17 protein-coding genes are annotated in these 23,357 nt (G+C 71.7%); 13 read left to right on the plus strand and 4 right to left on the minus strand.

All coding sequences use genetic code 11. The features are described 5' to 3' along the window. Nucleotides 1–5: 5 nt before the first annotated feature. On the minus strand, nt 6–404 hold the full coding sequence (locus ABH926_RS38930) for a nuclear transport factor 2 family protein (protein ID WP_370371019.1): 399 nt from the start codon (nt 402–404) through the stop codon (nt 6–8). Nucleotides 405–488: 84 nt separating this feature from the next. Here ABH926_RS38930 and ABH926_RS38935 point away from each other — a divergent pair, with 84 nt between their 5' ends. Next, nucleotides 489–1,436 carry a pyridoxal-phosphate dependent enzyme gene (locus ABH926_RS38935; RefSeq protein ID WP_370371021.1) on the plus strand — a complete coding sequence of 316 codons (948 nt, stop codon included), beginning with the start codon at nt 489–491 and terminating at the stop codon, nt 1,434–1,436. A gap of 70 nt (nt 1,437–1,506) precedes the next feature. Here the strand turns inward: ABH926_RS38935 and ABH926_RS38940 are convergent, their stop codons facing one another. Continuing rightward, a complete protein-coding gene (locus tag ABH926_RS38940; protein WP_370371022.1) occupies nt 1,507–4,530 on the minus strand; it encodes a BTAD domain-containing putative transcriptional regulator in 3,024 nt (1,007 codons plus the stop codon). A 58-nt stretch (nt 4,531–4,588) separates the two neighbouring features. On the opposite strand from ABH926_RS38940, the gene ABH926_RS38945 reads away from it, so the two are divergent. The 7 genes from ABH926_RS38945 (at nt 4,589) to ABH926_RS38975 (ending at nt 12,018) form a co-directional block, all read left to right on the plus strand. Continuing rightward, a complete protein-coding gene (locus ABH926_RS38945) occupies nt 4,589–5,164 on the plus strand; it encodes a carboxymuconolactone decarboxylase family protein (protein WP_370371024.1) in 576 nt (191 codons plus the stop codon). 28 nt (nt 5,165–5,192) lie between these two features. After that, on the plus strand, nt 5,193–5,645 hold the full coding sequence (locus ABH926_RS38950; protein WP_370371025.1) for a carboxymuconolactone decarboxylase family protein: 453 nt from the start codon (nt 5,193–5,195) through the stop codon (nt 5,643–5,645). 14 nt (nt 5,646–5,659) lie between these two features. Next, a complete protein-coding gene (locus ABH926_RS38955; protein WP_370371027.1) occupies nt 5,660–5,950 on the plus strand; it encodes a hypothetical protein in 291 nt (96 codons plus the stop codon). Between the two features lie 222 nt (nt 5,951–6,172). After that, the gene (locus ABH926_RS38960) at nt 6,173–8,947 is read left to right on the plus strand and encodes an AAA family ATPase (protein WP_370371029.1); all 2,775 of its coding nucleotides are present in this window, start codon (nt 6,173–6,175) and stop codon (nt 8,945–8,947) included. Nucleotides 8,948–9,141: 194 nt separating this feature from the next. Next, nucleotides 9,142–9,801, plus strand: coding sequence for a TetR/AcrR family transcriptional regulator (locus tag ABH926_RS38965; protein ID WP_370371031.1), 660 nt, complete (start codon nt 9,142–9,144; stop codon nt 9,799–9,801). Next, nucleotides 9,798–11,342, plus strand: coding sequence for an MFS transporter (locus ABH926_RS38970; RefSeq protein WP_370371033.1), 1,545 nt, complete (start codon nt 9,798–9,800; stop codon nt 11,340–11,342). The genes ABH926_RS38965 and ABH926_RS38970 overlap by 4 nt, the downstream gene beginning before the upstream one ends. A 94-nt stretch (nt 11,343–11,436) precedes the next feature. After that, nucleotides 11,437–12,018: a hypothetical protein gene (locus tag ABH926_RS38975; protein WP_370371034.1), complete on the plus strand. Its 582-nt coding sequence runs from the start codon at nt 11,437–11,439 to the stop codon at nt 12,016–12,018. A 16-nt stretch (nt 12,019–12,034) separates the two neighbouring features. Here ABH926_RS38975 and ABH926_RS38980 read toward each other — a convergent pair whose 3' ends face one another. Beyond that, nucleotides 12,035–12,703 carry a DUF4097 family beta strand repeat-containing protein gene (locus ABH926_RS38980; protein ID WP_370371036.1) on the minus strand — a complete coding sequence of 223 codons (669 nt, stop codon included), beginning with the start codon at nt 12,701–12,703 and terminating at the stop codon, nt 12,035–12,037. A 189-nt stretch (nt 12,704–12,892) separates the two neighbouring features. After that, nucleotides 12,893–14,740: an arabinofuranosidase catalytic domain-containing protein gene (locus ABH926_RS38985; protein WP_370371038.1), complete on the minus strand. Its 1,848-nt coding sequence runs from the start codon at nt 14,738–14,740 to the stop codon at nt 12,893–12,895. Nucleotides 14,741–15,016: 276 nt separating this feature from the next. Between ABH926_RS38985 and ABH926_RS38990 the strand changes: the two genes are divergently transcribed. From ABH926_RS38990 to ABH926_RS39010, 5 genes are all read left to right on the plus strand, one after another. Further along, nucleotides 15,017–17,719 (plus strand): carbohydrate-binding protein, encoded by a 2,703-nt coding sequence (locus tag ABH926_RS38990; RefSeq protein ID WP_370371039.1) that lies wholly within the window; start codon nt 15,017–15,019, stop codon nt 17,717–17,719. A gap of 162 nt (nt 17,720–17,881) precedes the next feature. Next, nucleotides 17,882–18,868 carry a zinc-dependent alcohol dehydrogenase family protein gene (locus ABH926_RS38995; RefSeq protein ID WP_370371088.1) on the plus strand — a complete coding sequence of 329 codons (987 nt, stop codon included), beginning with the start codon at nt 17,882–17,884 and terminating at the stop codon, nt 18,866–18,868. A gap of 143 nt (nt 18,869–19,011) precedes the next feature. Further along, nucleotides 19,012–20,235, plus strand: coding sequence for an EfeM/EfeO family lipoprotein (locus ABH926_RS39000; RefSeq protein WP_370371041.1), 1,224 nt, complete (start codon nt 19,012–19,014; stop codon nt 20,233–20,235). Between the two features lie 73 nt (nt 20,236–20,308). After that, a complete protein-coding gene (gene efeB / locus ABH926_RS39005) occupies nt 20,309–21,550 on the plus strand; it encodes an iron uptake transporter deferrochelatase/peroxidase subunit (protein WP_370371043.1) in 1,242 nt (413 codons plus the stop codon). A gap of 112 nt (nt 21,551–21,662) precedes the next feature. Continuing rightward, the gene (locus ABH926_RS39010; protein ID WP_370371045.1) at nt 21,663–23,300 is read left to right on the plus strand and encodes a phospholipase C; all 1,638 of its coding nucleotides are present in this window, start codon (nt 21,663–21,665) and stop codon (nt 23,298–23,300) included. The last annotated feature ends 57 nt before the right edge of the window (nt 23,301–23,357 follow it).

Below are 23,357 nucleotides of genomic sequence, written 5' to 3' on the forward strand. Positions count from 1 at the left end.
CGGGCTCAGGGCTGATCCCACCAGGAGAACGCAGCGATCCGCCAACCCTCCGGCGTCCGGACGAACTGGAACGTCTTGACGCCCGTGCCCTCGTAGGGCTCGCCGTCGAGGAGGCCTGATTTGCGGTACTCGCCGACTCGCGAGGCGACGTCCTCGGCGATCTCGGTGCGTTCGGAGGTCTCCCATTCGGCGAAGTCGACGAGGCGGCCTTCGGTGAGGAGGCGTTCGCGGGGTTCGATGAACTGCTCGACGGTGTAGACCGTGAAGTCGGGGCCGGTTTTGACGATCACGCCGGTCGGGAGCATCAGGCGGCGGATGCGGGCCACGTCGGGCGGGTTCGCGCCACGGTTGTCGAAGGCGCCGAAGAAGTCGGCGGTCAGGGTGTCGAGCTCCGTCTTGGACATGGGGCGATGGTACTTGTTCCCGGCGCCGGTGCTGGTCGATGATCTACGCGTCCGTGGTCGACCGACAGCTGCGAGGATGCCGTGATGCGTGAGCCCGAGCACCGGGACGTCAAGGACGCCGCCGACCGCCTGGCCGGGGTCATCAGGCCGCTGACGGTGGTTCCCGCCGACGCGGCCGCGGTGCCGGGGGTCCGGGTCCACCTGGCGCTGGAGTTCCTGCAGCACAGCGGCTCGTTCAAGGCGCGGGCGGCGGCCAACCTGACCGCCGCGCTGCTCGAGGCCGGGGCCATGCCGGCGGCCGGGATGGTCACCTCGACCGGGCGCAACGCCGATCTCGGGGCGGCATGGGCCGGGCAGCGTTTCGGCGTGCCGGTCACCTCCTTCCTGGCGCGGGACGCGGCCCCGGTGATGGTCGAGCGGTTGCGCGGTTTCGGAGCCGACATGCGGGTCGGCGGGGCGTCGCAGGCCGAGGCGCAGCGGGCCGCCGCGGAGTTCGCCGCCCGGACCGGGGCCGTCGACGCCTACACCCACGACGAGGGGCTGACCTCGGCCGGGGCCGGGACCATCCTGCTGGAGCTGGTGCAGGCGGTCCCGGATCTGGACACCGTCGTGGTCGCCGTCGGGGCCGGCGGCATGTTCTCCGGCGTCACGGCCGCCGCCGACGCCCACGGTGTCCGCGTCGTCGGCGCCGAGCCCGAGGGGAGCCGGGCGCTGCGCGCGGCCCTGGACGCGCAGGAGGTCCGCGACGTCGACGTCGAGACGATCGCGGCCGACTCACTCGGCGCGCCGCGCGTCTCGGCCGCCGCGCTGGCCTGGGCCCGCAGCGCGGACATCCGCTCGGTGGTGGTGGACGACGCCGCGATCGTGGCGGCCCGCCGCTTCCTGTGGGAACGCCATCGGCTGGTGGTCGAACACGGATCGGCCACCGCGCTGGCGGTGCTGCGGGAGGGCGCCTACCGGCCCGAGCCCGGCGAGCGGGTCGGCGTCGTCCTGTGCGGCGCCAACACCGATCCGGCCGACCTCGGCCGGTAGGCGGCAGGCCGGCGGCCGATAGCCGATCACTCAGCCGACAAGCCGGTCAGCCGGTCAGCCGGTCTTCCGGTCAGTCGTCGCGGGCGTCGCCGGTCTCGCGGCCGTCGCCGGTCTCGCGGGCGTCGCCGGTCTCGCGGGCGTCGAGCCCGATCAGGAAGACGCGGATGTCATCGGCCTCGGGGACGGCCAGGGCGGTGTAGCAGTCCAGCGCCTCCTGGGCCGCGCGGCGGGCGGCGCCGATGTCGCCGCAGGCCCGGTACGCGCGCGCCAGGCCACCGTGGGCGCGCGCCTCCTCCGGCCGGTTGCCGGTCTCGCGGGCCAGCGCCAGCGCCGCGAGGTGCTCGGCGGCGGCGCGCCGCGGGTCGCCCGCCGCCAGCGCCGACTCGGCCCCGCCGTTGCGTGCGGCCGCCTCGTCGCTGCGGTTGCCGATCTCGCGGTACAGGTCCGCCGATTCCCGGTGGCGGGCGTCGGCGAGGCCGTACTCGCCCCGCTTGCGGTGCAGCAGGCCGAGCTTGTCGAGCACCAGCGCCTCGCCGCGCCGGTTGCCCAGCTCGCGGTGCAGGGCCAGCGCCGCGCCGAGGTGGGCGGGGGCGTCCTCGCCGCGGTCGGCGTGCTCCAGGGCCTCGGCGAGGTTGCCCAGGACGTGTGCCTCGCCCACGCGGTTGCCGGTCTTCCAGGCCAGGGCCAGGGCCTGCTCGAAGAAGGCACAGGCCCGCTCCGGATCGCGCCGCCGCAGCGCGACGTTGCCGAGGGTGTTGGCCGCCCGCGCCTCGTCGTAGCCGTCGCCGAGTTCCCGGGCCAGCTCCAGGGCGACGGCCGAGTGCCGCTCGGCCGGTGCGTAGTGGCCCTGGCGCCAGTGGCTCCAGCCGAGGTTCGTGTGCGCGTGGGCTTCGGCCTGCCGGTCGCCCGAAATCCTGCTCGCCCGCAGTGCCGCGGTATGCAGGGCCACTGCCTCGTCGTGGTGGGAGTTGCCGTCCAGATACGGCCGCAGGATGGCCGCCGTCCGGCTGGTGTGGACGGGGGCGTCATCGGCGGCGTGCAGGGCGACGGCCTGGAGATTCGCGCGCTCGGCAGCCAACCAGGCCGCCGCCTCCGACTCGGTGAGGTCCGGCGCGGAGTGTGAGGAAGCCGAGCCATAGGGGAACAGGACATCCACCGCGCCTTCGGCGGTCGCCAAGTAGTACGCCCGTAATCGGTGCAGCGCCGCATTCCGGTCGTCGGCTTCCACCTCGGCCTCCACCGTCGCCAGAGCGTGCTCGCGCAGCAGATCGTGGAAGCCGTAACGGCCCGGCTCCTGCTGGGTGAGCATGTGCGCGTCCAGCAACTCCTCCAGGAGGTCCTCCGCGTCGAAACCGTCGATCCCGGCGAGCGCCGCCGCGGCATCGGGGGCGATGTCGCGCCCCGGAGACAGCCCCAGGAGCCGGAACATCCCGCGCTGTTCCCCGGTCAGCTGCTGGTACGACAGCGCGAACGCGGCGGCGACACCCCGGTCGGCGGTGGACAGCTCGGTCAGGCGGCGGCGCTCGTCGCGCAGCCGGCCGGCGAGGTAGGCCACGGTCCAGCGGGGACGGTGGTGCAGCCGGGCCGCCGCGATGCGCACGGCCAGCGGCAGGAAGCCGCACAGCTGCAGCACGTCGAGCACGGCCAGCGGTTCGGCGTCGGCGCGCTCGCCGACGATGCTGCCGAACAGCGTGACCGCGTCCGCCGGCGACAGCAGGTCCATCGACAGCGCGCGGGCGCCGTCCAGGTCGACCAGCCGCCGCCGGCTGGTGACGATCAGGACGCTGGACGACGAACCCGGCAGCAGGGGCCTGACATGGCCGGCGTCGAGGGCGTTGTCCAGGACCGCGACCACCCGGCGCTCGGCGAGCCGCACCCGCCACAGGGCGCTGCGATCCGCGGTCGAGGCGGGGACCCGGTCCGCCGGGACGCCTATCTGCCGGAGCAGGACCTCCAGCGCCGCGCCCGCGGTGACCGGGGCGTGCCCCGCGGTGTGCGCGTGCAGGTCGATGAACAACTGACCGTCGGGGAAGCGGTCGGCCAGGCGGTGTGCGGCGCGGACCGCGAGGGCGGTCTTGCCGATGCCGGCCATGCCGTCGATGGTGACGACTCTCCCGATCGGCTCCCCGGACCTGGTCGCCGCTGGTGCCAGCTGTTCCAGCTCGGCGTTCCGGCCGGCGAAATCCGGGATGTCGTAGGGCAAGAAGTTCCATCGGACAGATCGCGCGGAGACGGCTGCGGCGACCGGAACGGCGGGCTGCGGCGCGGGGCGCTCGGATTCGGCGAGTTGCAGCGCGCCCCCGGCAAGCAAGTCACCGCGCAGAACTCCCTGCTCCAGTTCGGTGAACGCCCGTCCCGGATCAAGGCCCTGCTGCTCGGCCAGCAGGGCGCGGTAGGCGCGGGCGGCGGCCAGCGCGTCCGGCTGCCGCCCCGCCCGGTACAGGGCCAGCACCAGCTGTCCGACCAGGCGCTCCCGCAGCGGATGGGCCGCGGCCTGCGCCGCCAGCTCGTCGAGCACCTCGTCGTGCCGCCCGAGGCCGATCTCCAGCTCGGCCAGCCGCTCGACCGCGGCCAGGCGCCGGTCCTCCAGCCGGGCGCGGGCGTCGGCGACGAAGTCGCCCGGCACGCCGGCCAGCGCCTCACCGGTCCACAGGGCCAGCGCCGCACGCAGGTCGGCGATGGCGCCCTCGGGTTCCTCGGCGGCCCGGCGGACCGCCGCGGCCGTCAGGGCGTTGAAATCGTCGAGGTCCAGGCCGCCGGGCGAAGCCGGCCGGATCCGGTAGCCGGCGTCCGTGGTCTGGATCGAGTCCGCCGCGTCGGTGCCGCGCAGCGCCCGGCGGATGGCGGTGAGCGCCGCGTGGACCTGGGCGCGCGCGGTGTCCGGCTGGTCGATGCCCCAGACCGCGTCGATGATGCGCTCGGCACTGACCGGCCGCCGGGCGTTGACCAGGAGGTATCCCAGGACCGCGCGATGCCGGGGGGTCAGCCGGGCGACCGGGCGGTCGCCGTCCAGCGCCTCGACCGTGCCCAGGACTGTGAACCGCACGCCCACCAGGCCTCCCCCGCCGTGACAGTGGGCCGACAGCCGGCTCATCGTGAGCTCATCGTCGGCGCATCGAGAATCTATCAAGGCCACCGGCGAGTGTTCTCGCATGACAGCACTCCCCCAGATCGAACCGGAGGTCGCGACCGGGGTCGCCGCCGAACTGCTGGCCGAGGCGCAGCGGACGTTCGGGATCACGCCGAACTTCGTCAAGGCTCTGGCGAACAGTCCGGCCGCGCTGCGCGGGTACCTGGCGTTCGTCGGCGCGCTGCGGGACGGCGGGCTGTCGGCGGCGACCCGCGAGCAGCTCGCGCTGCTGGTCGCGCAGGAGAACCGGTGCGACTACTGCCTGTCGGTCCACGCCTATGTGGGCGAACGGCTCGCCGGCCTCACCGCCGAGGACGTCGACCGGGCCCGGGCCGGGCAGGCCGCCGACGAGCGGACCGCCCGGGTGCTCGATCTGGCCGGGGCACTGCTGCGGCGGCGGGGCGCGCTCACCGACGAGGAAGTCGACGCGGCCCGGGCCGTGCTGTCCTGCGCCGAGTTCGTCGAGGTCATCGCGCATGTGGCGCTCGACGTCTTCGGCAACTACCTGGCCCTGGCCGGCCGGATCGGCATCGACTGGCCCCTGGTCCGGCACGACGACCCGTCCGGAGGCGGCTCCGAAGCCGTCTCCGACCACTGAGAACCACACACCGAGAAAGAGGGAACCCGTGGAACCCCGTATGACCAACCCGGCGAACGTCCTCGACGGCGCGATGCAGCCGATCATGGACCTGTTCAAGGCGATCCACTCCGGCGGAGTCCCGGACGCCACCCTGGAACTGGTCCACCTGCGCGCCAGCCAGATCAACGGCTGCGGCCCGTGCGTGGACGCCGGGGTCAAGAGCCTGCGGAAGCTCGGCGAGTCCGACGAGCGCATCGGCCTGGCCGGCGCCTGGCGCGAGACGCCGTACTTCACCGACGCCGAGCGCGCCGCGCTGGCCCTGGCCGAGGCCGCCACCCGGCTGGCCGACCGGCCGGACGCCGTGTCCGACGACGTGTGGGACGCCGCCAGCAGCCACTTCGACGACAAGGGCCTGGCCGCGCTGATCCTGATGATCGCGGTCACCAACCTGTTCAACCGGCTCAACGTCACCACCCGCCAGATCGCCGGCGCCTGGTAGCCGGGGATCCAGCGATGACCTTCATCAGAACGCACTCCTACTCCGTCGCTCCGGACGACCTCGACGAGTTCCTGGAGCACCGCGCCTCGCTCATCGCCACGATCCGGGCCTCGCACACCGGCCTGTCGGAGGTCCGGCTGGTCCGGCTCGACGACGGCACCTACACCGACGCCTGGCACTGGGACAGCCTCGAGCAGCGTGACGCGGCGCTGAGCGCGATCGCCACCTTCACCGACGCGCCGGCGGCCATGGCGCTCACCCGCGACGGGTCGAGGAGCGACGGCGAGACCGTCGACCTGCGGTAGCCGGCCCGTCCGGCCGCTTCTCGCCTGAGGGGGAGGGAAGCGGCCGGACGATGCGGCGCGAAGAGGACTTTGTGAGGACTACCCGGCGCCTGGAACGGCCCCATCGGGCCTGTGCGGACATGAGTTCGTTAGAAGCCCGGCAGCCCCGGCACGGCAGTGCCACGCTGGGGAGCATCCTGATTTGCCAGGGTATGGGTGGCGGGCGCTGGGAGGGCACTAGCCGTGCTTTTAGGACGCGATCGGGAGTCCGCACGGACCGAGGAGTCGTTGGACCGGGCGTGCTCCGGCAGCGGCGAGATCCTGCTGCTGCGGGGCGATCCCGGCATCGGCAAGAGCGTGCTGTTGGCGTGGACGGTCGAGCGCGCCGCCGAGCGGATGCTGGTGTTGCAGGCCCGCGGTTTCGAGACCGAGGCCGAGATCGGGTACAGCGTGCTGGCTGATCTGTGCCGGCCGTTGGGCGCCGAGATCGCGGAGCTGCCGGAGCTGCTGCGGGAGGCGTTGCAGACCGCGATCGGGGCGGCGGCCGGCAGCGGCGCGGGCAGCAGCACGTTCGCCGTCGGGCGGGCGCTGACCGTGCTGCTGCAGAACGTGGCGGCGCACCAGCCGGTCCTCATCGCCCTGGACGACGGGCACTGGGCCGACGAGGCCTCGGCCTACGCGCTGGCGTTCGCGGCGCGGCGGCTCGGGGACGCGGCGACCACCGTGCTCATCACCCTGCGCAACGGCGAGCCGAGCGTCTTCGACGGCCTGGACGCGCCCTCGATCGAGCTCTCGCCGCTGGACCGGGCCGCGGCCGAGGTACTGATCGGCGCCGAGGCGGCGCGGCGGGTCGGGCCGCGGATGGCCGAGCACATCCACCGGGCCGCGCAGGGCAACCCGCTGGCGCTGCTGGAGTTGGCCGACGCGGCGCTCAGCGGCCGGCTGGACCCCGACGACGGCCAGGTCGTGCCGTCCGGACCGCGCCTGGAGCACGCCTTCGCCACCCGCCTGAAGCGGCTGCCGGAGCGCTGCACCAGGGCCCTGATGGTGGTGGCGACCAGCTACACCGGCGGGCTGGCCGAGACCGCCGGCGCCATGGCCCGGCTCGGGCTGTCGGCGTTCGACCTGGACCTGGCCCGGATGGAGCGCCTGGTGTGGGAGGACGGCGACCGCTGGCAGATGCGGCACCCGGTGTTCCGCTCGGCCGCCTACCAGCACTACCCGCCGGCCGAGCGGCGGCTGGTGCACCAGGCCTTCGCCGACTGGCTGGCCGACAACGGCGGCGACGTGGGCGGGACGTTCCTGGCCGACCAGCGCGCCTGGCATGCGGCCGCGGCGGCGCTGCCCGGCGACGAGGAGGCGGCCGGGCTCCTGGCCGAGGCCGCCGACGCGGCCCGCTCCCGCGGCGCCCTGGCCGCGGCCCGGCGGGCGTATCTGCGGACCCGGGAGCTCAGCGCCGAGCCGGAGATCGGGGCCTTGATGTCGATCGGCGCCGCCGAGTGCGCCCAGGTCTCCGGCGACGTGGAGGCCGCGCAGATCCTGGCCCGCGACGCGCTGCGGTACTCGCGCTCGCCCGCCGTGGCCAACGCTGCCAACCGGGTCCTGCACCAGATCACGCTGGCCCGGGCCGGCGCGCAGGAAGTGCTGGAGTTGTTCGAGGCCGACGCCGACGAGGTGGCCGCGCACGACCCCGATCTGGCCGCGTCCTACCTCGGCGCGGCGGCGGCCACCGCGATCACCGCGACCCGCCTGCACGACACGCTGCGGCTCAGCGCCAAGGGTGTGGCCCTGACGCCCTCGTGCACCGGCACCGGCGCGGCCGCCGCCCGCACCATCAACGCCTTCGGCCTGGTCAGCATGGGACGCGCCCCCGAGTCGGCCCGGGTGATGGCCGACTACTTCCCGGCGTTCCGCGAGGCCGACCCCTGGCGCCAGAGCTTCGAGACCGTCGGGGTCACCGGCATGGTGCTGATCTGGCTGGGGATGACCGGCAAGGCCGGGGAGTACATCAGCCGCACCGCGCGCCTGCTGCGCCAGGCCGGCGCCGAGGAACACCTGCCGCTGCTGCTGATCCCGCAGGTCCTGCTGTCCATCCGCAAGGGCGATTTCGCCGCCGCGCACAAGGCGGTCGAGGAGTCCCGGCGCCTCGGCGGCGAACTCGGGCAGCGCCAGGTCGCCCCGCTCGCCGTGGGCCTGGCCGCCCGGCTGGCGGCGCTGCGCGGCAACTTCACCCGCGCCCGCGACCTGGCCACCGCGACCGAGCAGCTGACCGAGGCCACCGGCGCCACCTTCTACCGCGACATCGCGAATACCGCCGTGGGCTCGGCGGACCTGGCGCAGGCCCGGCACCGGGAGGCGGTGTCGGTGCTGGCCGGCGTCCGCGAGCGCCTGCTCGCCGGCGGCGTGGTCGAGCACAGCCTGTTCATGCCGACCTTCGGCGACTACATCGAGGCCCTGATCCGCCTCGGCGCCGCCGATCAGGCCCGCGACGAGATCGCCGAGGAACTCCCCCGCGCCGAGACCGGAGGCCTGCCGGCCACGCTGGCGGTCGTCTACCGCTGCCAGGCACAGGTCCTGCCGCCGGCGGAAGCGGCGCCCTGGTTCGACCGGGCGCTGGCCGCGCACGCAGACTCGGTCGACGCCTTCGAGCAGGCGCGCACCCACCTCGCCTACGGCCGTTTCCTGCGCGAGGACGGCGATCCGACCCCGGCCGGACGTCTGCTGACGGCGGCGGCCTCGGCCTTCACCACGATGGGCGCCGATTCGTGGCTGGAGGAGGCCGAGACCGAGCTGGACCTGCTGCTTCTGCCGGCGGAGCTGTCCGGCGCGCGGCTGGCGACGCAGGAGCGGCGCGTCATGCGGCTGGCGGCGGAGGGTGCGACGAACGGCCAGATCTCGGAGGCGCTGGGGATCGCGCCGCGGGCGGTGGACGACTACGTGGAGCAGGTGCTCCACAAGCTAGGTGTGCGCCAGCGGTCGCAGTTGGCCGGGCTGCTTCAGAAGGGCGCCGACAGGTAGGACGGCGGCCTGACGGCCTGATGACCCGCACACCCCGGGTGGTGTGCCGATCGACCGTGCCATCGGCCGCTGACCAGGCCCGCGTCCGGCCGCCCGGTTCCCACTTTGCGAAACGGCATCGTTTCGATACGATGGAGTTCCGAGACGACCTCGTATCGATACAAACTCGTTCAGCATGGAGTGGGTGAGCCCCGATGACGCAGACCAGCCAGGCGACCCAGCCCGGCCCCGCCCCCGGCCGCAAGCGTGACGCCTCCCGCGACGACGCCCTGTGCCAGGCGGCTCTGGAGCTGCTGGCTGAGGTCGGCTACGACCGCCTGACGATCGACGCCGTCGCCGCGCGCGCCGGGGCCGGCAAGGCGACGTGCTACCGCCGCTGGGCCGGCAAGCCCGAGCTGGTCGTCGACGCCGTCGGCCGGATGAAGGCCCAGCCCGAGCTGCCGGACACCGGCACGCTGCGCGGCGACCTCGTCGAGCTCACCTGCCACTTCCACGACACCGAGGACGCCGCCTTCCGCACCGACGTCCAGGCCGGCCTGGTCTCGGGCCTGGTCCGGGACGCCAAGCTCCGCGAGGTGTTCGCCGAGCACTTCATCGCGCCCCGCAAGGCGGTGTTCCGCGCCGTCTTCGACCAGGCCGTCGAACGCGGCGAGATCGCGCCGCTGCCGAACTACGAGCTGCTGTCCGACATCGTGCCGTCCATGGTCTTCCACCGGATGATCATGACCGGCAGAGCGCCGGCCCCGGACTTCGTCCAGACGGTGATCGACCAGATCGTGCTGCCGCTCACCACCCAGACCCCGAACCAGAGCCACACCCAGAGCCCCGCCCAGACAAGGACCTTCTCGTCATGACCGAGTCGATAACGCAAAACCTCGACCCGAGGCGGTGGCGGGCTCTGGCCTTCATCGCCCTGGCCCAGCTGATGGTCGTCCTCGACGGCACCATCGTGAACATCGCCCTGCCCTCCGCTCAGCGCGACCTGGGTATCTCCGACGCCAACCGGCAGTGGGTGGTCACCGCCTACGCCCTGGCGTTCGGCGGCCTGCTGCTGTTCGGCGGGCGCATCGCCGACCGCTGGGGGCGGCGCCGCGCCTTCCTCATCGGCCTGATCGGCTTCGCCGGCGCCTCGGCGATCGGCGGCGCGGCCGTCAACACCAGCATGCTGCTCGGCGCCCGGGCGCTGCAGGGCGCCTTCGGCGCGATACTCGCCCCGGCAGCGCTGTCGCTGCTGACCGTGACCTTCACCCAGCCCAAGGAGCGCGCCAAGGCCTTCGGCATCTACGGCGCCATCTCCGGCGGCGGCGCGGCGGTCGGCCTGCTGCTGGGCGGCCTGCTGACCGAGTACGCGAACTGGCGCTGGACGCTCTACGTCAACGTCCTGTTCGCGGTGGTCGCCGTGTTCGGCGCGATCTTCGAGATCAAGGAGCCCGAGGGCACCCGCAACCACAACCGCCTGGACGTCCTGGGCATCGTGCTGGCCGGCGCGGGCCTGGCCTCGCTGGTCTACGGCTTCAACAAGGCCGAGTCCGACGGCTGGAGCTCGACGACCACGCTCGGCTTCATCATCGCCTCGGTGGTGCTAGTCGCCGCGTTCGTCTTCTCCCAGACCCGGGTGTCCGCCCCGCTGCTGCCGCTGCGGGTCGTGACCGACCGCAACCGCGGCGGCGCGTACCTGACCATCGGCCTGGCCGTGGTCGCGATGTTCGGCGCGTTCCTGTTCCTGACCTACTACCTGCAGGTCGTGCTGGGCTACAGCCCGCTCAAGAGCGGCCTGGCGTTCCTGCCGATGGTCGTGGGCATGATGATCGGCGCGACGCAGGTGGCCGTCCGGCTGCTGCCGAAGGTGCCGACCCGGCGCCTGATGGTCCCCGGCGCCCTGACCGCCGCCGCGGCGATGCTGATCCTGACCCAGATCTCGGTCGGCGGCTCGTACACCACCCACGTCCTGCCCGCGCTGCTGATGCTCGGCTTCGGGATGGGCCTGGTGTTCATGCCGGCCATGAACCTGGCGACCCACGGCGTGCGGCCGCAGGACGCCGGCGTCGCCTCGGCGATGGTCAGCACCTCGCAGCAGGTCGGCGGCGCGATCGGCACCTCGCTGCTGAGCACGATCGCCAACAGCGCGACCGCGAACTACGCCAAGAGCCACGTCGCGGGCGTGCACTCCGCGGCCGGCGGCGCGCAGCTGAAGCTCTCGGCCATGGTCCACGGCTTCACGGTGGCGTACTGGCTCGCCGCCGGGCTGCTGACGGCGGCCGCACTCGTGGCCGGCGTGCTGATCAACGCCCGCCCACAGACGCAGACGCAGACCGGCGGCGGTCGCAGCGCCGACGGCAGCGGTACGGAGCGCACGGACACCGTTGAGGACGCGGTCCCGGTCTTCGCACACTGATTGATGGAGCAGTAGTACCTGATGGAGCGGTAGCAGTAAGGAAACCGCCCGGCCGTGACACCACCGCCACGGCCGGGCCTTGGGGGAGACCGACATGGACACAGCGGTGAAAGCTCCTATCCAATCCGGGTCGATCCTTGACGCGGCCCGCGAACTGAGCACCCAGCCGGAGCGCGTGAAGCGCTTGCGCGCACGCTTCCTGGCCGTGCTCGTGGCCTGTTGCGCGGGCCTGGGCGCCTGGATCGTCTACCTGGCCTTCTCGATGCCGACCGGGTACCGCTCGAAAGCCTGGTCCGCCGCGTGGGTCGGCTTCGACATCCTGCTGCTGCTGGCCCTGACCGGGACGGTCGTGGCGGCGATGCTGGGCCGGCAGATCGTGGTGCTGCTGGCGGTGTTCACGGCGACGCTGCTGTTGTGCGACGCCTGGTTCGACATAGTCCTGGACTGGGGAACCCCCGACGTGTGGGAGAGCCTGGCCTCGGCGGCGTTCGTCGAGGTACCGCTGGCGCTCTTCCTGCTGTTCCGCGCACGCCGGCTGGTCCGAGTCGCGATCCAGCGGCGCTGGCGCGAACTCGGACTGCCCGGCGATCCCCCGGCGCTGTACCGGATTCCGCTGTTCTACTCGGGTGAGGGAGCAGCGGAACCGGTGGCGTCGGATGCGGTTCTGAACGACTGACCATCCGGCCGGCGCTTCAGCGGCCGGCGGCGGTGATGTCGCCGTGGGAGGTGGTGGCCTTGATGGTCAGGCCCGCGGCGGCACCTTCGGAGTTCCGCAGGGTGTTGGCGATCCGGCCGTGGGCGGTACCCGCGTCCAGGATCCCGGACACGCCGCGGGCGGCGGTGACCGACAGGTTGCCCATGTCGGTGCGCAGCTCGACCCGGCCGGCGTGAGCCTCGGCGATCGTGATGTCGCCCTTGCCGTTGCGGATCTGCGCCGGGCCGGACAGCCGGGCGATGGAGACGTCGCCGGCGTGCACCTTCAGGTGTGCGCTCGCGGCCTCTTCCACGCTGACGCTGCGGTAGCCGCCTTCGAAGGCCACCTCGCCCAGCCGGCCGGTGGAGTGCAGTTCCGCGGCGCCGGCCTTGCCCTCGATGCGCGAACCGGCCGGCAGTTCGATGGTCACCCGCAGGGCGCCGGAGCTGCCCAGCACCCGGTTGGCCTCGGCGGTGGTGATGCTCAGCACGCCGTCGCGGAACTCGATACCGGTCTGCTGGACGGCCTTCACGTCGCGCCGCTTCGAGGCGTCGGCGGGCAGGACCTCGACCCGGGTGTCGGTGCGCTCGGTGGCGATCAGACGGACGCTGCCGGCCGGGATGTCCAGGCTGACGAAGACCGGGCTGGGAGTGGCGAAGTTCTGCATGATGTGCTCCTTGGTTTCTCACCTCGGCGGGCCCGTCCGGCCCGCTCTCACACCTCCAATGTCGGCCCACGCGCTGACGCGGCCCTGACCCCGTCCTGACACGGCCGCTGACACGGCGCACCGCCCCCGGCCGGTGAGAGTGGCAGGGGGCGGTGCGCTGGTGAGGCGGTGGTGAAGCGGGGTATGGGGTCAGTCGAAGACGAGGTCGAACTGCTCCGCCGAGCTGATCGACGTCTGACTGGCGATCAGCGGCGACGCGCCACCGTTGGGCGCGGTCACGATGTCGTTGTTCGCATGCGCGCGCAGGCTGACGCTCCCGATGCCGTTGGCGATGAGGTTGAACTCCTCCCACGGCCCGATCGCGGTGCGGTTCGCGATCAGCGGCGACGCGCCGGCGCTGTCAGCCGTCACGATGTCGTTGTTCGCGTGCGCGCGCAGGCTCACACTGCCGTCCGTGTTGGGGATCAGGTCGAAGGTCTCCCAGGGCCCGACCGCGGTGCGGTTGGCGATCAGCGGCGAGGCGCCCGCGTTGTCGGCGGTCACGATGTCGTTGTTCGCGTGCGCGCGCAGGCTGACCGGGACGGTGTCCTGGACGAGGTCGAACTCCTCCCAGGGCCCGATCGCGGTGCGGTTCGCGATCAGCGGCGACGCGCCGGCGTTGTCAGCCGTCACGATGTCCTGGTCGGTGAAGGAGCGCAGACTCACGCTCCCGTCCGGGTTGTGGATCAGACCGAACACCTCCCAGTTGCCGACGCCGCCCCGGTTGGCGATCAGCGGTGCGGCTCCGTCGTTCTCGGCGGTGACCCAGTCGCCGTCGGACAGGGACTTCAGGTTCACCGTGCCGTCGGTGCCGGCGACCATCTCGAACTCCTCGGACTTGCCGATCGAGGCGGCGTCGGCGATCAGCGAGGTGGTGCTGTTGGGCGCGTCGACGTAGTGGCCGTTGGCGTGCGCCTTGAGGCTGACCACGGAGGCGCTGGTGGTGAACGTCGTGCTGTTGTTGGCGTAGCCGGCCGCGGTGACGTTGGCCTGCACCGCGTTCTCGGTCGCGTCCGAGGGGAACCCGGCGGTGACCGCGCCCTCGAAGAACTCACCCTTGCCCAGGTCGCTGTTGTCCCCGCCGGTGCCCAGTTCGATGGACGGCTGCACCTTCATCGGGTTGTAGCCGTTGGGCAGTGCTCCGGAATAGGCCTGTGTCAGTCCGCCGGATTGTCCGCTGCCGTATTTGAGCGTGAAGTTCGTCGTGCCGTTGTTCTTCTCCCACGCGGTCACGAACGAGCCGGTCTCGCTCGGGATGCTCGACGGGTTCGGGCCGGCGTCGCTGAAGTACATGCCGTTCTCCAGGTCACCGCCGACCCACGGCCCCGTGCCGGTGCAGCCCCCGGTCCAGCAGGCGGTTCCGTAGTAGATCGCGTTCATGGTCGCGTTGCCGTCGTCGCTGTCGTTGGTCTCGGCCGAGCCGAAGTCGAAGCAGCAGCTGCCGCTCGTCAGGTTGGACGAGGTCAGCATGTACTCGCCCTCGGGCTGCGAGCCGGTGGGCACGTTCTTCGCGGCGTTGTCGCGATACCCGGTGCCGACGGTGTTGACCAGGACGCCGTACGCCGGCTGGCCGCCGACGGTCACCGGCAGCGCCATGGCGTCCGCGCCGACGTCCGAACCGTTCGGGCCGGGGCCGCCGAGGCCGTTCGAGCAGCCGGAGCACGACTTGCCCGGGGATATCGGCAGGTTGTTGGCGTTGGGGGTCTGGTCGTACAGCAGCGTGATGGTGCAGGTCGTCCCGGAGCAGAACGACACCTGCGGCGCCGAGTTCGCCACGCCGCCGGCGGACTCCAGGCCGATGTTCAGGGTGCCGTTGTCCGACGCGCGCTGGATTTGGTAGAGCGGGCCGTTGTAGGAGGCGAACATGGCCCGCGTGGTGCTGTACGCGGCCTGGCAGGGCGTGTTGCCCGACGCGTAGATGTCGCACGGCGCAGCCGTGGCCGCCGCGGCTTTCGTCGAGGTTGCGCTGAAGACCGGTACGGCGACGGCTATGGCCATCGCGATCAGGAACGCGGCTATCAGCCGCGTTCCACGTCGGAGTCTTGGTGGGAAGAGCAACGGACACCTCCATCGGATCAGGCTTTTGATGTCGGGCTGGTGTTGCGCACATGTTTCGTCTGACTATGGGTGTAAGTCAAGACTCTGGGTCGGTCTTCGAGCCGCCGTTTCACCCAACTCCGATGGATCACTCCCCGCTGCTTGACGCGGATGCGGATCGCGAGTTCAATCACGACGTGAATTAAGTCCCTCCGAACCCTGACGAGGCTGGAGAAAATGGGACGCTTCCGCATCACGAGACTGATGCTCGGCCTGGCGGTCGTGTCGGCCTTGGCCTTGGCCTTGGCCGGCCCGCCCTCCGTCGCCCACGCCGCGGGCGGGAGCCCTTACGGCGGAACAGCGGCCGCGGTCCCCGGGACGGTCCAGGCCGAGAACTACGACACCGGCGGTCAGGGCGTCGCGTACAACGTCGCCAGTACCAACGGATCAGCCAACAGCTACCGCTCCGACGGCATCGACCTCGAAACCACCACCGACACCGGTGGCGGATACGACGTCGGCTGGACCGCGTCCGGACAATGGTTCGACTACACCGTGAACGTCGCGGCGGCCGGGACCTACACGGTGAGCCTCAGGCTCGCCTCGCCGAACGGCGTGACCGACAGCCTGCACATCGCCAACTCCTCCGGGACGAACCTGTCGGGCTCGGTGAACGTGCCGGCGACCGGCGGCTGGCAGACCTGGACGACGGTCTCGGCCACCGTCACGCTTCCCGCCGGGCAGCAGACCCTGACCGTCGATCAGGACAACGGCGGCTGGAACATCAACAGCCTCGCCTTCGCCGCCGCGTCGACCGGCATCGACACCTCGGCCTGGTACGAGGTCGTGAACCAGACCTCGGGCCTGTGCGCGAGCGCCGCGGGAGGCGGCACCGCGGACGGCACCGCCGTGCAGCAGACGGCGTGCACCGGCGCGTCGAGCCAGCTGTGGCAGTTCGTCCCGGTCGCGACCGGCGAGTACGAGGTGCTCAACCAGAACGCCCAGGCCGGCGGGGAGAGCTGGAACATCACCGGCGGGGTGACGGCCACCGCGGCCGGCGCCTTGTTGCAGACCTGGCAGTACGGCGGCGTCAGCAACACGAACGAACTGTTCGCGGCGCACCAGCAGTCCAACGGCGACTACACCTTCGTGGCCGACAACTCCGGCCTGTGCGTCGACACCCCCGGCGCCTCGACGGCCGCCGGCGTGCAGCTGGACCAGAACACCTGCGACGGCACCGGCGCGCAGGCGTTCAACCTCGTGGTGCCGACCGGCGGCTGCGGGACCTCCTGCGGCGGCACGCCCGACTTCGGCCCCAACGTGCTGGTCATGGACCCGTCGATGTCGTCCTCGACGATCCAGAACGAGATCAACACCGTTTACGACTCGCAGCAGAGCAGCGAGATGGGCACGAACCGCTACGCCATCCTGTTCAAGCCGGGCACGTACAACGCGGACGTGCCGGTCGGCTTCTACACCCAGGTGCTCGGCCTCGGGCAGTCCCCGACGCAGACCACGATCACCGGAGGCGGCGTCCACGCGGACGCGAACTGGAACGGCGGCAACGCGACCATCAACTTCTGGCGCGACGCGGAGAACCTGACCAGCTCCCCCTCCTCCGGCAGCACGGTGTGGGCCACCTCGCAGGCCACCCCGCTGCGGCGGATGGACATCAACGGCTCGCTGGCGCTGTCGCTCAACGGCTACTCCTCCGGCGGCTTCATCGGCGACTCGGTGGTCACCGGCCAGGTGGACTCCGGCAGCCAGCAGCAGTACATGCTGCGCAACGACCAGTTCGGCAGCTGGACCGGCGCGAACTGGAACATGGTCTTCACCGGTTCCACCGGCGTGCCGGGCACCAGCTTCCCGAACCCGCCGGACACCTCGGTCGGGACCACGCCGACCATCTCGGAGAAGCCGTATCTGTACGTCGACGGCTCCGGCACCTACAACGTGTTCGTCCCCGGGAACCAGGCCAACCGGTCCGGCACCAGCTGGAGCAACGGGAACACGCCGGGCAGCTCGCTGCCGATCAGCTCCTTCTACATCGCCAAGCCCGGCGACAGCGTGGCGACCATCAACGCCGCGCTCGCCAACGGCCAGAACCTGCTGTTCACCCCGGGCATCTACCAGATCAACGGCACGATCAACGTGACCCGTCCGGACACCGTGGTGCTCGGACTGGGCCTGGCCACGCTGGTCTCCAACGGCGGCAGCACGATCCTGTCCACGGCGGACGTCAACGGCATCCGGATCGGCGGCCTCATCTTCGACGCCGGCACGACCAACTCGCAGACGCTCGTACAGATCGGCCCGTCCGGGTCGAGCGCGAGCCACGCGAGCGACCCGACCGTGCTGTCCGACGTGTTCGCCCGCATCGGCGGCGCGACGGTCGGCTCGGCCACGCAGACGCTGGTCGTCAACAGCGCCGACGTGATCGGCGACGACCTGTGGCTGTGGCGCGCCGACCACGGCAACGACGGCACGGTCGGCTGGACCACCAACACGGCCGCCAACGGCCTGGTGGTCAACGGCGCGAACGTCGCGATGTACGGCCTGGCCGTCGAGCACTATCAGGCGGTCCAGGTGCAGTGGAACGGCAGCGGCGGGAAGGACTACTTCTACCAGAGCGAGATGCCCTACGACGTGCCGGATCAGGGCTCGTGGATGGACGGCTCGGCGCGCGGCTACCCGTCGTTCGCGGTGTCCGGCTCTGCTACCGGCTTCCAGGGGTACGGGCTCGGCGTGTACTGCTTCTTCAGCACCAACAACAGCGTGGTGTCGGACAACGCGTTCACGTCGGCGGCGTCCGGGGCGAGCTGGCACGACCTGGTGACCGTCTCGATCACCAACGCCGGCGCGATCGAGAACGTGATCAACGGGGTCGGCGGTCCGACGCCGTCGAACACGTCCGCGGTGGACGTGACCAGTTATCCGTGAGCAGCGTGAGCACGTAAGCACCGCCTGAGGCTGGACGGGTCCGATGGGGCCCGTCCAGCCGTCTTCCGTGGCGGGTGGGATCAAGGCGGGAACATGGCGGGACCCTGCGCTGTTCACCGCGAAGGTCCCTATGGACAGATCTTCGGAAGGCGGGACGCCATGATGCGGGCGATGGTTCTCCAGGAGTTCGGCAGCGCGCTGGTCCTGACCGAGCAGGAGGTGCCGCAGGCCGGCGCCGGCGAGGTCCTGGTGCGGGTGGAGGCCAGCGGGGTGAACCCGTTGGACACCAAGATCCGTGCGGGCCGGGCCGCGCACGCGCGGACCGCGCTGCCCGCGGTGCTCGGCCTGGACCTGGCCGGGGTGGTCGAACAGGTCGGTCCCGGGGTGAGCGGCTTCGCACCGGGCGACGAGGTGTACGGGCTCACCGGCGGCGTCGGCGATCTGCAGGGCTCGCTCGCCGAGTTCGCCGCGGTCGACGCGCGCCTGCTCGCCCGCAAGCCGCGCAGCATCGATATGCGTGAGGCGGCCGCGCTGCCGCTGGTGGCGATCACCGCGTGGGAGGGGCTGGTGGACCGCGCCGGCGTCCAGCCGGGGCACAAGGTGCTGGTCCATGGCGGCGCCGGCGGGATCGGGCATGTCGCGGTGCAGCTGGCGCGGGCCCGGGGTGCCGAGGTGTACGCGACCGGTTCCGGCGCCAGTCTCGACGTCATCCGCGGGTTCGGGGCCACGCCGATCGACTACACGGTGGGCGACGTCGAGGCGTATGTGGCGGAGCACACCGGCGGTGAGGGCTTCGACATCGTCTTCGACACCGTCGGCGGGGCGACGCTGGACGCCTCGTTCGCCGCGGTGCGCACGTACACCGGGCACGTCGTCAGCGCTCTGGGTTGGGGATCGCACAGCCTCGCGCCGTTGTCGTTCCGCGGTGCCACGTACTCCGGCGTCTTCACGCTGCTGCCGATGCTCACCGGGCACGGCCGGGAGCACCACGGGGAGATCCTGGCGGCCGTGGGCGAGCTGGTCGACCAGGGGCTGCTGCGGCCGCGGCTGGACGAGAAGGTCTACCCGCTGGCCGAGGTCGCCGCCGCGCACGCCGCGGTGGAGTCGGGCGCGCGGGGCGGGAAGGTCGTGGTGAGCGTCCGCGACTGAGGTCCGGCGCGGGCGGGCCGGCCCCGGGCCAACACTCGGCGAAGGGCCGATGAATTCCGCGTTCGAGCAGGTCCCGACCAACTAAGGATGCCCTAAGCTCAGCGGCGAACCCGTTCCGGACGCTCGCCATGATGGGGCTCCCCTTGTCCAAGATCCTGCCCAGACTGGCTTCGCCGAAGGTCGTCCTGCCGCTCACCGCCGTCGTGGTGGCGTCCGCCGCGATCGCCGGCACGGCCCTGCACCACGCGCCGGCCAAGCCGGAGTACGCCGCCGGGCTGCCGTCCGACGCGCTGACCGTCGACGCCTACGACTGCGGCGCCGACTGGACCTCGGCCAAGCCGGGCAAGCAGAACCTGCTCATCGCCAACACCGGGATCGAGACCACCGAGGTGTACCTGGTCGATCCGGGCAGCGGCGCGATCTACGGCGAACTCGTCGGGCTGGCCGCCGGGACCACCGACCAGATGCCGGTGGTGCTCGGCGCCGGCACCTACGCCCTGCGCTGCTGGCCGGCCGACGCCGACCCGGTCACGGGGCCGGCCGTCCACGTCACCGGCAGCGCGTCGGCGGCGATGGCCGGGACCGTGACCCCGGGGGTGCTGCCGGTCTCGCGCGAGGACCTCACAGGGCCGGTGAAGCAGTACCAGGCCTATGTCGAGGGCGGGCTGGGCACGCTGAAGCCGCTGGTCGGCAAGCTCCAGGCCGACCTCGCCGCCGGGAACCTGGACGCCGCCCGCGCCGACTGGCTGCCGGCGCACCAGCAGTACGAGCGGCTCGGCGGCGCGTACGACGCCTTCGGCGACCTCGGCGACGCGATCGACGGACTGCCGGACGACCTGCCGGGCGGTGTCGGCGACTCCGGGTTCGGCGGCTTCCACCGCCTCGAGTACGGACTCTGGCACGGCCAGAGCGCCGCGCAGCTGACCGGGCCGGCCGCCGACCTGGCGAGCTCGGTGGACAAGCTGGCGGCCCAGTTCCCGACCGCGCAGATCGACCCGCTGCAACTGGGGCTGCGGACGCACGAGATCCTCGAGGACGCGGTCCGGTTCGAGCTGTCGGGCCAGAGCGACCAGGGCAGCGGCACGACGCTGGCCACGGTCGAGGCGAACATCGACGGCACGCAGGCGCTGCTGGGCATCCTGCGGCCGCTGCTCACGCCGCGCGACCCGGACCTGCCGCGCATCGACGCGGCGCTGACCCGCCTGCGCACCCTGACCGAGGCGCAGCACCGGGCCGACGGCTCGTGGACACCGCCGGCGCAGCTGACGACGGCGCAGCGGGAGGCGCTGAACTCGGCGGCGGGCGGCGCGGTGGAGCTGCTGGCGCCGGTGGCGACGATCTGCGAGCCGCGGCTGGACAAGTCGTGACGGCCGTGATGTCCGAGCCCGTCCCCCACGACGAAACGTCCGGCCTGAACCAGATCTCACCAGGGAGCATCCGATGACCGCCCCGATCGGCCGCCGATCCCTGCTCCGCGCCGCCGGCATCGGCGGTGCGGCCGCAGCCGCCGCCACCGCCGGGACCGGCGTCGCGCTGACCCGCGACACCGCCTCGGCCGCCGCCGTGCCCGACGGCGCTCCGGCCGCGCCGCCCTCCTTCCGCGGGCCGCACCAGGCCGCGGTGCTGCGGCCGGCCTCGCCGGCGACGATCATGCTGGCGCTGGACGTCACCGCGACCGACAAAACCGGGCTCACCGAGCTGTTCCGCACGCTGACCGCGCGGGCCTCGTTCCTCACCGCCGGCGGGCTGCCGGACCAGGCCGGCGTCGCCGGACCGCCCACCGACTCCGGCACGCTCGGGCCGGAGGTGGCCGCCGACAACCTCACCGTGACGCTCGGCGTCGGCGCCTCATTGTTCGACGACCGCTTCGGGCTGTCCGCGCGCAAGCCCGCCGGGCTGTTCCCGATGCCGGTCTTCCCGAACGACGACCTCGACCAGGCGCAGTGCCACGGCGACCTGAGCCTGCAGCTGTCCGCGGACCACAGCGACACCGTGCTGCACGCGCTGCGCGACATCATGCGCGGCGTCCGCGGCGCCGCGCAGATCCGGTGGCGCATCGACGGTTTCGTCAGTCCGCCCCGGCCTTCGGGGACGCCGCGCAACCACTTCGGCTTCATGGACGGCACCGCCAACCCCGACGTCGCCGACCCGGCGCAGATGAGCCGGCTGGTGTGGGTGGATCCGGCGAAGAACCCGGCGTGGGCGGTCGGCGGGACGTATCTGAGCGTGCGCCTGATCCGGATGCTGACCGAGTTCTGGGACCGGGTCTCGCTCGGCGAGCAGGAGAACATGTTCGGGCGGCGGCGCGGCAGCGGGGCCCCGCTGTCCGGGCACGTCGAGACCGACGCCCCGGACTACTCCAACGACGCCACCGGCGAGACGATCCCGCTGACCAGTCACATCCGCCTGGCCAACCCGCGCACCGCGGCCACCGACGCCTCGCGGATCCTGCGCCGCGGCTACAACTACGACCGCGGCGTGGACCCGAACGGGAACCTCGACATGGGCCTGGTCTTCACGTGTTACCAGCAGGACATCCGGCGGCAGTTCGAGACGGTGCAGAACCGCCTGAGCGGAGAGCCGCTGGACGATTACATATCGCCGTTCGGCGGTGGGTACTTCCTGGTGCTCCCCGGTGTTTCGCCCGGTTCGGACTTCTTCGCCTCGACGCTTCTGACCTGAAGATTCGCAGGTCTCGTGTCACAGAATTCTCATCAGATTCCCAGCGAGTTCACTGCGGTTGTCGAGACTGTCCCCGGAAACAGGCAAGGCCGTCTCTAAGGAAGAGAATCCGATGTCGCAGAGCATGAAACGACTGATCCGCCGGAAGTGGGTCCTGCCCACGGCCGCCGCCGCGGTGCTCGGTCTTGTCGCCACCCCGAGCGCCTTCGCGTCCGGCTACAACTGGCACCACGGCCACGACGGGAGCGGCGACAACCGCACCAGCACGCCGATCAAGCACGTGGTCGTGCTGTTCGACGAGAACGTCTCCTACGACCACTACTTCGGCACCTACCCGAAGGCCGCGAACAACGGCCAGGGCACGCAGTTCACGGCGAAGAAGGACACGCCGAAGTCCAACGGGCTGACCCCGTCGCTGCTGACGGCGAACCCGAACCAGTACAACCCGCAGCGGCTGTCCCCGAGCCAGGCGCTGACCTGTGACCAGAACCACGGCTACACGGCCGAGCAGAAGGCCTCGGACAACGGCAAGAACGACGCCTACGTCCAGAGCACCAACGTAGCCACCTGCACCGGTCAGCCGATCCTGTACGGCGCCCCCGGCCTGGTCATGGACTACTACGACGGCAACACCGTCACCGGCCTGTGGAACTACGCTCAGAACTACGCGATGAGCGACAACGCCTACAGCGACGTGTTCGGCCCGTCGACCCCCGGCGCGCTCAACCTGATCTCGGGCCAGACCTACGGCGCCACCGCGGTGAACTCCACCACCGGCCAGCCGGTCACCGCCTCGTTCATCGGCGCCCCGAACGCCTCCGGCGTCGGCACGCTGTACACCGACGCCGACCCGGCGTACGACGACTGCTCGGACAACGGCCACGCGTCGACCTCGCCGCTGGCCGCGCTGTCCGGCCAGAACGTCGGCGACCTGCTCAACAAGAAGAACGTGACCTGGGGCTGGTTCCAGGGCGGCTTCGCGCCGACCACCGCCGCGAGCGCCTCGGCGACCGGCTACGCGCAGTGCGGCGCCACGCACACCAACATCGGCGGCAACTCCTCCTCCGACTACTCGCCGCACCACAACCCGTTCGAGTACTACAAGTCGACGGCGAACCCGCACCACCTGCCGCCGTCGAAGCCGTCGATGATCGGCAAGAGCGACCAGGCGAACCACCAGTACGACCTGTCGAACTTCACCACCGCGCTGAACACCGGCAACCTGCCGGCGGTCAGCTTCCTGAAGGCGGCGGAGTACCAGGACGGCCACGCCGGCTACTCCGACCCGCTGGACGAGCAGAACTTCATCGCGACCGAGATCAACGCGATCCAGAAGTCCGCGGACTGGAAGGACACGGCGATCATCGTCGCGTACGACGACTCCGACGGCTGGTACGACCACCAGTCCGGCAAGGTCGTCAGCGGCTCGAACACCGCGCTCGACGCCTCCCCGGCCTGCACCGCGGCCACCCCGGCCGCCGGCCAGGCGGACCGCTGCGGCGTCGGCCCGCGCCAGCCGTTCCTGGTGATCTCGCCCTTCAGCAAGCAGAACTACATCAGCCACAACCAGATCTCCCAGGCCTCGATCCTGCAGTTCGTCGAGAACAACTGGTGCCTGGGCCAGGTGGGCAACGGGTCCTTCGACCGCACCGCCGGCTCGATCGACAGCATGTTCAACTTCTGGGACCGCGACGTGCGCAACAAGGTCATCCTGAACCCGACCACCGGCGCCGTCGTCTCGCGCTGGTAGTCACCCCCGCCGTCCGCGCTGGCCGGCGAAGCAGAACCAAAGCCGTCGGCGCCCGGG

Origin of the sequence: Catenulispora sp. GP43 (genome assembly GCF_041260665.1) — a bacterium.
GTDB lineage: Bacteria > Actinomycetota > Actinomycetes > Streptomycetales > Catenulisporaceae > Catenulispora.

Excerpts from the sequence above, each read along its gene's own strand:
- ABH926_RS38930 (WP_370371019.1), bottom strand. The coding sequence starts at position 404 with ATGTCCAAGACGGAGCTCGACACCCTGACCGCCGACTTCTTCGGCGCC.
- ABH926_RS38935 (WP_370371021.1), top strand. The coding sequence starts at position 489 with ATGCGTGAGCCCGAGCACCGGGACGTCAAGGACGCCGCCGACCGCCTG.
- ABH926_RS38940 (WP_370371022.1), bottom strand. The coding sequence starts at position 4,530 with ATGAGCCGGCTGTCGGCCCACTGTCACGGCGGGGGAGGCCTGGTGGGC.
- ABH926_RS38945 (WP_370371024.1), top strand. The coding sequence starts at position 4,589 with ATGACAGCACTCCCCCAGATCGAACCGGAGGTCGCGACCGGGGTCGCC.
- ABH926_RS38955 (WP_370371027.1), top strand. The coding sequence starts at position 5,660 with ATGACCTTCATCAGAACGCACTCCTACTCCGTCGCTCCGGACGACCTC.
- ABH926_RS38965 (WP_370371031.1), top strand. The coding sequence starts at position 9,142 with ATGACGCAGACCAGCCAGGCGACCCAGCCCGGCCCCGCCCCCGGCCGC.
- ABH926_RS38970 (WP_370371033.1), top strand. The coding sequence starts at position 9,798 with ATGACCGAGTCGATAACGCAAAACCTCGACCCGAGGCGGTGGCGGGCT.
- ABH926_RS38975 (WP_370371034.1), top strand. The coding sequence starts at position 11,437 with ATGGACACAGCGGTGAAAGCTCCTATCCAATCCGGGTCGATCCTTGAC.
- ABH926_RS38980 (WP_370371036.1), bottom strand. The coding sequence starts at position 12,703 with ATGCAGAACTTCGCCACTCCCAGCCCGGTCTTCGTCAGCCTGGACATC.
- ABH926_RS38985 (WP_370371038.1), bottom strand. The coding sequence starts at position 14,740 with ATGGCCATAGCCGTCGCCGTACCGGTCTTCAGCGCAACCTCGACGAAA.
- ABH926_RS38990 (WP_370371039.1), top strand. The coding sequence starts at position 15,017 with ATGGGACGCTTCCGCATCACGAGACTGATGCTCGGCCTGGCGGTCGTG.
- ABH926_RS38995 (WP_370371088.1), top strand. The coding sequence starts at position 17,882 with ATGCGGGCGATGGTTCTCCAGGAGTTCGGCAGCGCGCTGGTCCTGACC.
- efeB (WP_370371043.1), top strand. The coding sequence starts at position 20,309 with ATGACCGCCCCGATCGGCCGCCGATCCCTGCTCCGCGCCGCCGGCATC.
- ABH926_RS39010 (WP_370371045.1), top strand. The coding sequence starts at position 21,663 with ATGTCGCAGAGCATGAAACGACTGATCCGCCGGAAGTGGGTCCTGCCC.